The organism is Agromyces sp. P1_H4, from assembly GCF_056405255.1.
Genome location: NZ_JBFUCL010000136.1, coordinates 1 through 9,152, shown reverse-complemented (window position 1 = coordinate 9,152; position 9,152 = coordinate 1). Strand labels below are relative to the sequence as shown.

Below are 9,152 nucleotides of genomic sequence, written 5' to 3'. Positions count from 1 at the left end.
GGGCCACCCAGGCCACGCGCTCGGCGAGGTCGTGGAACACCGCCCGACGTGCCGCCTCGGCGTCGGGCGCCGCGAGTGCGGCCCGAGCCGCATGGTAGCCGTGCACGTCGAGGCCGTGATGACGCGCGAGGAGCGCGACCGCGCGCCCGCCCACGAGGTCCTGCGAGGTGCGGGCGCTCGGGTCGAGGGCATGCGCGTCGACGGGCACCGGGAGGAAGCCGATCTCGCCCGCACCGCCGAAGCTGCCGCGGTGCAGGTCGCCCGCGACGTCGAACGAGGCGCCGACGCCGTTGCCGAGCCAGAGGAGGGCGAACACGTCACTGTCCGCGCCGGCGCCGTGCTCGCGCTCCGAGACGGCCGCGAGATTCACGTCGTTCTCCACGTAGACCGAGCGCGCGAGCTCCTCCTCGAGGATCGACTTCAGTCCGCGCACCGGCCAGCCGGGCAGGGTCTCGCTGAACAGCTCGCCCGTGGGCCCGGGGTCGACGTACCCCGGGATGCCCACGCAGATGGAGTGCACCACGGCGGGATCCGTGCCGGCCGCAGCGCTCGCCTCGGCGATCGCCCGCGACACCTCCTCGACGGCGGATCGCTCGGTCGGGTCGCGTGGCAGCTCGATGCGGATCACCGGCCGGTCGGCGCCGGTCGCGTCGACGACGCTCGCCCGGAGCTCGAACGCGTCGAGGTCGAGGGCGACTCCGAGCGGCCGGTCGGTGCGGGCCGCGTAGACGACCGCACTGCGGCCGGCCGAGCCGGACGTGGTCCCGCGTTCCTCGATGCAGCCGGCCGCGAGCAGGCGCGACATCATCTGCGACGCCGTCGGCTTCGAGACGCCGACGAGCTCGCAGATGCGGTTCCGGGTGAGCGGGCCGTGGTCGAGGAGCACCGCGAGGCCCGCGCGGTCGTTCACGGCCCCCAGCCAGGAGGGCGTGCCGGTCGCGGAGTTGGCCGTCACGGTGCTGCCCGTCAGGCCGCCGGCAGGTTGCCGAGCACGGCGGTCACGAGCTGCTGGGCGTCGCCCGGCTCGAAGATCGCGGCGGAGTCGACCACGATCCAGTAGGGGCCGTGGAACACCTGCGCCTCGCCGGTGCCGCCCGCCTGCAGGAAGTACCCCTCGACGTCGGGGGGCGTGCCGTAGGTGGGCACGGGCTTGCTCGTCGTCGCGGCCGCGTTGCGGCGCGCCTCGCCCGCGGTGGTGGTCGGCGTGGCGACGGCGATCTCGATGACCTCGCCGCTCGTCTGGTTGAGGTAGCCGCAGGCCGTGCCCTCGTCCTCCTCGACGACGGCGACGACGTTGGCCGCCGACGGCTCGTAGCCGGGGTCGGTGCCGAAGTTCGGGTTGAACGCGTAGAGCTGGTCGGCGGTGACGAGCGCGTCGCAGTCGATCGCGAACGGGATCGCGGGCTCGGCCGTCTCGGTCGGCTCGGGCGCGGCGGTCGGGCTCGCGGACGCCGTGGCCGTGCCGGTCGGCGCCTCGGACCCGCTGGGTTCGGCGGGCCCGGGGGTGCAGCCGGCGAGCAACGCGACGGATGCCGCGGCGAGCAGTGCGAGGCCGGAGGAACGGATTCGGAAGGGCGAAAGCGAGCGCGGCATGTGACGAACCCTACCAACCACGACCGGTAGGATTTGCGGGTGACTCCTGACGATCTTTCGCGTGCCCTGTTCGACCTGGTGAACGGCCTCGTCGCGCGACGTCGGGAGGCCGGATCCGAGGTCGAGCTGGAGCTCGTGCCGTCCCAGGTCACCCTCGAACGGCCCAAGCTGCGCGAGCACGGCGACTGGGCCTCGAGCATCGCGATGCGGGTGGCGAAGCCCCTCGGGTCCAACCCGCGCGAGATCGCCACCGAGCTCGCCGCAGACCTGGGCGGCATCGACGGCGTGGCGAGCGCCGAGGTGGCCGGGCCGGGGTTCATCAACATCCGGCTGGATGCCGCGGCGGCGGGTGCGCTCGCGAAGGCCATCGTCGACGCGGGGCCGGCCTACGGGCACGGCGACTCGCTCGCCGGCGGCGCGCGCATCAACCTCGAGTTCGTCTCGGCGAACCCGACCGGCCCCCTCCACATCGGCCACACCCGCTGGGCCGCGCTCGGCGACTCGATCGGCCGGGTGCTCCGTGCCGCGGGTGCCGAGGTCGCCAACGAGTACTACATCAACGACGCCGGCACGCAGATGGACAACTTCGGCCTGTCCGTGCTGGCGGCCGCGAAGGGCGAGCCCGCCCCCGAGGGCGGCTACCCGGGAAGCTACATCGCCGACCTCGCTGCCCGGGTGCTCGAGCGCGAGCCGAACCTCCTCGAACTCGACGAGGCCGTCGCGCTGCACACCGCCACCGAGATCGCCTACGAGCTCCAGCTCGACGAGATCCGCGCGTCGCTCGACCGGTTCAACGTGCACTTCGACGTCTGGACGAGCGAGCGCCGGCTGCAGGTGAAGGGCGACGACGGCCTGTCCGACGTCGACACCGCCGTCGAGCGCCTGCGCGCGCAGGGCCACGTCTTCGACGAGGACGACGCGGTGTGGGTGCGCACGACCGACTTCGGCGACGACAAGGACCGGGTGATCCGCCGCAGCAACGGCGCCTACACGTACTTCGCGGCCGACGCGGCCTACTACCTCGACAAGGGCGACCGCGGCTTCGCGCACAAGATCTACCTCCTCGGCGCCGACCACCACGGCTACGTGCAYCGCCTGAAGGCGCTCGCGGGGGCCGCGGGCGATGATCCCGAGAAGGACATCGAAGTGCTCATCGGCCAGCTCGTGAGCATCAACGGCGCCAAGCTCTCCAAGCGCGCCGGCAACATCATCGAGCTCGACGACCTGCAGGCCTGGCTCGGCACCGATGCGCTGCGCTACACCCTCGCGCGCTACCCCGCCGACTCGCCGCTCACCATCGACCCCGAGATCCTCACCCGTCGCACGAACGACAATCCCGTCTTCTACGTGCAGTACGCCCACGCGCGCACGGCCGCGGTCGACCGCAACGCGGCATCCGTCGGCCTCGACCGCTCGTCGTTCGCGCCCGAGCTGCTCGGGCACGAGACGGAGTCGGCGCTGCTCGGCGCCCTGCAGGAGTTCCCGCGCATCGTGGTGCAGGCCGCAGAGCTGCGCGAGCCGCACCGGGTCGCGCGCTACATCGAGGAGCTCGCCGGGCTCTACCACCGCTGGTACGACAACTGCCGGGTGCTGCCCCTCGGCGACGAACCGATCGGCGACCTCCATCGCACGAGGCTCTGGCTGAACGACGCGACGGGCCAGGTCATCCGCAACGGCCTCGACCTGCTCGGCGTCTCCGCTCCGGAGCGGATGTGAGCGCCGGGCCGGGCCGCGACGACGAGTCGCAGCCGACGGATGCCGCAGCCGACGACCAGGGGGCCACGGCCGTGATCCCCGCCGACGAGCAGGYGACCGAGGTCATCGCGCCCGCGACTGCCACCCCGGCCGCGCCCGCCCCGGCCGCTGCACCCGCGCCGTCCGCGGATCCCACGGTCGCTGAGGCCGACGCCGATGCCGACGCCGACGCCGATGCCGCGCCCCGGCGCCGCCGGCTCTCTCGCGCCGCCCGCGTCTGGATCACCGTGATCGCGATCGTGGTCGCCCTCGTCGCGCTCGTCGTGGTCGCCGACATCGTCATCCGCAACGTCGCCGAGGCCCGCGTCGCCCAGGAGATCCAGGCGAACCTGCCCGACGAGGTGAGCGGCGACGTCGACGTCACGATCGGCGGCTTCTCGGTGCTCGCGCAGTACCTCTCGGGCAGCATGGAGCAGGTGGAGCTCTCGGCCCCCGCGCTCGCCGTGCAGGGCGTGCCGGTCAGCGTCGACGTGGTCGCCCAAGACGTTCCCGTCGACCTCGCGTCGCCGGTCGGGCAGCTGACCGCCACCATCCAGGCGTCGCCCGAGGCGGTCAACCAGCTTGTGGCCTCGCAGGGCATCGAGGGCGTCGACGGCGACCTGACGTTCGGCGACGGCACCGTCGGCTACACCGGTTCCGTGAGCCTGCTCGGCTTCCCGATCGACTACACGGTCACGGCGCGGCCCACCGCGGCGGGCGACACGGTGCTGCTCGAGCCGGTCGGCGTGGAGCTCGGCAGCGGCGGCGGCTCGTTCGACGTGTCGGGCCTCGTCGACCGCCTGCTCGGCGACGACCCGGTGCCCGTGTGCGTCGCCCAGTACCTTCCCGAGGGCGTCGAGGTGCAGCAGATCGCGGTCGCCCCGACCGGCGCGGTGGTCACGCTCGAGGGCGACGGCCTGCGCCTCGACCAGGCCACGCTCTCGCAGACGGGCTCCTGCCCCGCCCGCTGATCGGCCATGCGTGCCCGCGGCGGACCCGCGGCCGGGCACGACGCGGTCCGTCACCCGATTTCGGCGGGCCACCGGGGCCTCGATAGACTCGCGGGCAAGGCCGCCCCACAAGGGCGGTACGCAGCAGGCTTCAGGAACCAATCCGGGTTCGCTCGCCGCGAGCGACCCCGTCGATTCTCCGCATCACGTTGAGGTTTCCCCGTGGCATCCACCGACGCAGCACCCCCATGGCTCCGCACGCCCGATGACGCCAACGCCCTCGCACCGAAGGTGTGGCCCGAGCGCGCCCACCGCGACGCCGACGGCCGACTCGTGCTGGGCGGGCTCCCGGTCACCGAACTCGCCGAGCGGTTCGGCACGCCGCTGTACGTCGTCGACGAGGCCGACGTGCGGGCCCGTGCGGCTCGCATGCTCGCCGCGCTGCAGGCGGCTGCGGCATCCGTCGGCACCTCTGCGACCGTGTACTACGCGGGCAAGGCGTTCCTCTCCGGCGCCATCGTCCGCTGGGTGACCGAGGCCGGGCTCGGGGTCGACGTGTGCACCGGCGGCGAGCTCGCCATCGCGCTCGCCGCGGGGGCGGACCCCGCGCGCATCGGCTTCCACGGCAACAACAAGTCGGTGGCCGAGATCGAGCGGGCGGTCGCCGCCGGCGTCGGCACGATCGTCATCGACAGCGAGGTGGAGATGGAGCGGGTCGCGGAGGCCGCCGCGCGGGCCGGTCTCGTCCAGCGGGTGCGCCTTCGGGTGAACAGCGGCGTGCACGCGTCGACGCACGAGTTCCTGGCGACGTCGCACGAGGACCAGAAGTTCGGCGTCTCGCTCGACCGCGCCGTGGAGCTCGGCACGCGCATCCGGTCGCACGCCTCGCTCGACTTCCTCGGCCTGCACTGCCACATCGGATCCCAGATCTTCGAGTCCGCCGGATTCGCCGAGTCGGCCGAGCGACTGCTCGCCGCGCACGCCGAGCTCGCGCGCGTGAGCCCGCTGCCCGAGCTGAACCTCGGCGGCGGCTTCGGCATCGCCTACACGGCCGCCGACGACCCGACCCCCATCGAGGAGATCGCGCTCGGCATCGCCGAGGCCGTCGCGTCCGGATGCCGCGTGCACGGCGTGCCGCTGCCGAAGCTGGCGTTCGAGCCGGGCCGCTCCGTCGTCGGCACCGCCGGCGTCACCCTCTACACCGTCGGCACGGTCAAGCCTGTGCCGATCGAGGGCGGCTGGCGCCACTACGCCTCGGTCGACGGCGGCATGAGCGACAACCTGCGCACGGCCCTCTACGGCGCGCACTACTCGGCCCGCATCGCCTCCCGCGAGTCGGATGCCCCGCCCGCCCTCTTCCGCATCGCGGGCAAGCACTGCGAATCGGGCGACATCGTGGTCGATGCCGAGTACCTGCCGCACGACGTGACGCCCGGCGACCTCCTCGCGGTCGCCGCCACCGGCGCGTACTGCTGGTCGCTGGCCAACAACTACAACCATGTGCCCCGGCCGGCGGTCGTCGCCGTGCGCGACGGGGTGGCGCGCGTCATCGTCCGCGGTGAGACCGAGGCCGACCTCCTCGCCCGTGACGCCGGCCTCGAGGCATCCGACCGCTCCGACGCCGCAGAAGGGGCTCACGCATGATCGAGTACCGCACCATCCGAGTGGGACTCCTGGGCGCCGGATCAGTGGGGTCGCAGGTCGCGCGGCTGCTCCTCGAGCACTCGGACGAGCTCACGCAGCGCATCGGCGCCCGTATCGAGCTCGTCGGCATCGCCGTGCGCGACCCGGCCGCCAGGCGCGACGCCGACCTCCCGGCCGAGCTGCTCACCACCGACGCCGAGGCGCTCATCCTCGGCTCCGACATCGTGATCGAGCTGATGGGCGGCATCGAGCCGGCCCGCACGCTCGTGCTGGCCGCGATCGCCTCCGGCGCCGACGTGGTCACCGGCAACAAGGCGCTGCTCGCCAACCACGGCCCCGAACTCTTCGCCGCGGCGGAGCAGGTCGGCGCGCAGCTCTCGTACGAGGCGGCAGTGGGTGGGGCGATCCCGATCATCCGGCCGCTCCGCGACAGCCTCGCCGGCGACCGCATCGAGCGCATCCTCGGCATCGTGAACGGCACGACGAACTTCATCCTCGACCGCATGGACACCACGGGCGCCTCCCTCGAGGACGCCCTCGCCACGGCGACCGAGCTCGGCTACGCCGAGGCCGATCCCACGGCCGACATCGGCGGCTACGACGCGGCGCAGAAGGCCGCGATCCTCGCGAGCCTCGCGTTCCACACGAGCGTGCCGGTCGACGCCGTGCACCGCGAGGGCATCACGGGCGTCACCGCGGAGCAGGTCGACTCGGCTCGACGGGCGGGCTTCGTCGTGAAGCTCCTCGCGATCTGCGAACGGCTCGTCGACGACGAGACCGGCGAGGAGGGCGTGTCCGCCCGCGTCTACCCGGCGCTCGTGCCCCGCAGCCACCCGCTGGCCGCCGTGCACGGCGCCAACAACGCCGTGTTCGTCGAGGCCGCAGCGGCCGGTCCGCTCATGTTCTACGGCGCCGGCGCCGGGGGAGTGCAGACCGCCTCCGCCGTGCTCGGCGACCTCGTGGCCATCGCGAGGCGCCACGTCATCGGCGGCCCCGGCACCGCCGAGTCCACCCACGCCGAGCTTCCCGTGCTCGACATCGGCCGCATCACCACGCGCTACGCGATCACGCTCGAGGTCGCCGACGAGCGCGGGGTGCTCGAGCAGATCGCGCACGTGTTCGCCGAGCACGGCGTCTCGGTCGAGCAGTTGCAGCAGAGCGTCAGCGGCGAGGCCGAGCGGGCTACGCTGGTCATCGGGACGCATGAGGCGAAGGAGTCCGCGCTCGCCGAGACCGTCGCCGCCCTCGCCCAGAGCCCAGTCGTCGCATCCGTCGCGTCCGTCCTCCGAGTCGAAGGAGCAGTGTGAACCACCCCACCCCCAAGGCAGGGTCGCGCCAGTGGCGCGGCGTCATCCGCGAGTACGCCGACCGGCTCGACGTCACGGATGCCACGCCCGTCGTCACCCTCGGTGAGGGCGGCACGCCGCTGCTCCCGGCTCCCGCACTCTCGCGCCGCACCGGCGCCGACGTGTGGGTGAAGTTCGAGGGCATGAACCCGACCGGCTCGTTCAAGGACCGCGGCATGACGATGGCCGTGACGAAGGCCGTCGAGGGCGGCGCGAAGGTCGTGATCTGCGCGTCCACCGGCAACACGTCCGCATCGGCCGCCGCCTACGCGACGCACGCCGGCATCAAGGCCGCGGTGCTGGTGCCCGAGGGCAAGATCGCCATGGGCAAGCTGAGCCAGGCCATCGCGCACAACGCGGAGCTGCTGCAGGTGCAGGGCAACTTCGACGACTGCCTCGACATCGCCCGCGACCTCGCCGCCAACTACCCGGTGCACCTCGTGAACTCGGTGAACAACGACCGCATCGAGGGGCAGAAGACCGCCGCGTTCGAGGTCGTCGAGGTGCTCGGCGACGCGCCCGACTTCCACTTCATCCCCGTCGGCAACGCCGGCAACTACACCGCGTACACGCGCGGCTACCGCGAGGACATCGCGGCGGGCAACGCGACGCGGCTGCCTCGCATGTTCGGCTTCCAGGCGTCCGGCTCCGCACCCATCGTGCGCGGCGAGGTCGTCCGCGACCCCGACACGATCGCGAGCGCCATCCGCATCGGCAATCCCGCGTCGTGGGAGCTCGCCCTGCAGGCGCGCGACGAGTCGGGCGGCTACTTCGGGGCCATCGACGACGACAAGATCCTCGAGGCGCAGCGCATCCTCTCGGCCGAGGTCGGCATCTTCGTCGAGCCCGCGTCGGCGATCAGCGTCGCCGGACTCCTCGAGCGCTCGGCGGCCGGGGTGGTGCCCGCGGGCGCCCGCGTCGTGCTGACCGTCACGGGCCACGGACTGAAGGACCCCCAGTGGGCCCTGCGCACCGCAGACGGCTCGGACGTGCAGCCCACGGTGGTGCCGGTCGACACCGCGCAGATCGCCCAGGTGCTCGGACTCACGTCATGACGAGCGCCGCGGTCGTGCCGGGCGGAGCCGTGGAGGCCTCGCTCATCGGCCGCCGGGTGCACGTGAAGGTGCCGGCGACGTCGGCGAACCTCGGCCCCGGCTTCGACACCCTCGGCCTCGCGCTCGCGCGTTACGACGAGCTCGACGTCGAGGCGATCGATGCACCGGCGCACCTCATCGAGGTGCACGGCGTCGGCGCGGGCGAGGTGCCGCTCGACGAGTCGCACCTCGTCGTGCGCGCCATGGCGCACACCTTCGCGTACGCGGGCGTGCCGATGCCCACCATCCGCCTCGAGGCGCACAACGCGATCCCGCACGGCCGCGGACTCGGCTCCTCGGGCGCCGCGATCGTCGCCGGCGTGATGGCGGCGAGGGGACTGCTCGACGGGGTCGTGTCCTTCACGCCCGACGAGCTCCTCGAGCTCGCGACCGAACTCGAGGGCCACCCCGACAACGTCGCGCCGGCGCTGTTCGGCGGCCTGACGATCGCGTGGGTCACCCCCGAGGGGCCGCGCCACAAGAAGCTCATCGTGCACCGGGGCGTCTCGCCACTGGTGCTGGTGCCCGAACACGAGATGTCCACGGCGCTCGCGCGGTCGCTCCAGCCCGAGTCGGTGCCGCACTCCGACGCCGTCTTCAACGTGTCCCGGTCGGCGCTCCTCGTGGCGGCGCTCATCCAGAGCCCGGAGCTGCTGCTCCAGGCGACGGAGGACAAGCTGCACCAGAACTACCGCGCGCAGGCCATGCCGGAGACCGACCGGCTCATCCGGCTGCTCCGTGCCGCGGGGCATCCTGCCGTGGTGTCCGGTGCCGGCCCGTCGATCCTCGTG

At 73.0% G+C, this 9,152-nt stretch carries 8 protein-coding genes; 6 read left to right on the top strand and 2 right to left on the bottom strand.

Going from position 1 to position 9,152, the window contains the following annotated elements; genetic code table 11:
- A partial coding sequence (locus AC1DY2_RS10010) for an ROK family transcriptional regulator (protein WP_476762285.1) occupies positions 1-955 on the bottom strand: 955 nt, incomplete at its 3' end.
- Between the two features lie 11 nt (positions 956-966).
- A complete protein-coding gene (locus AC1DY2_RS10005; RefSeq protein WP_476762284.1) occupies positions 967-1,593 on the bottom strand; it encodes an iron ABC transporter ATP-binding protein in 627 nt (208 codons plus the stop codon).
- 39 nt (positions 1,594-1,632) lie between these two features.
- Between AC1DY2_RS10005 and argS the strand changes: the two genes are divergently transcribed.
- The 6 genes from argS to thrB form a co-directional block, all read left to right on the top strand.
- Complete coding sequence (gene argS, locus AC1DY2_RS10000; protein WP_476762283.1) at positions 1,633-3,309, top strand: arginine--tRNA ligase; 1,677 nt, start codon at positions 1,633-1,635, stop codon at positions 3,307-3,309.
- Positions 3,306-4,298, top strand: a complete 993-nt coding sequence (locus AC1DY2_RS09995) for an LmeA family phospholipid-binding protein (protein ID WP_476762282.1) — start codon at positions 3,306-3,308, stop codon at positions 4,296-4,298. The genes argS and AC1DY2_RS09995 overlap by 4 nt, the downstream gene beginning before the upstream one ends.
- A gap of 201 nt (positions 4,299-4,499) precedes the next feature.
- Positions 4,500-5,921 (top strand): diaminopimelate decarboxylase, encoded by a 1,422-nt coding sequence (gene lysA, locus AC1DY2_RS09990; RefSeq protein WP_476762281.1) that lies wholly within the window; start codon positions 4,500-4,502, stop codon positions 5,919-5,921.
- A complete protein-coding gene (locus tag AC1DY2_RS09985; protein WP_309973031.1) occupies positions 5,918-7,228 on the top strand; it encodes a homoserine dehydrogenase in 1,311 nt (436 codons plus the stop codon). The genes lysA and AC1DY2_RS09985 overlap by 4 nt, the downstream gene beginning before the upstream one ends.
- Positions 7,225-8,322, top strand: a complete 1,098-nt coding sequence (thrC, locus tag AC1DY2_RS09980; protein WP_476762280.1) for a threonine synthase — start codon at positions 7,225-7,227, stop codon at positions 8,320-8,322. Before AC1DY2_RS09985 ends, thrC begins: the two co-directional genes overlap by 4 nt.
- The coding region (gene thrB / locus AC1DY2_RS09975) for a homoserine kinase (protein ID WP_476762279.1) at positions 8,319-9,152 on the top strand (834 nt) is incomplete at its 3' end. The genes thrC and thrB, both read left to right, overlap by 4 nt.

Excerpts from the sequence above, each read along its gene's own strand:
- AC1DY2_RS10005 (WP_476762284.1), bottom strand. The coding sequence starts at position 1,593 with ATGCCGCGCTCGCTTTCGCCCTTCCGAATCCGTTCCTCCGGCCTCGCA.
- AC1DY2_RS09985 (WP_309973031.1), top strand. The coding sequence starts at position 5,918 with ATGATCGAGTACCGCACCATCCGAGTGGGACTCCTGGGCGCCGGATCA.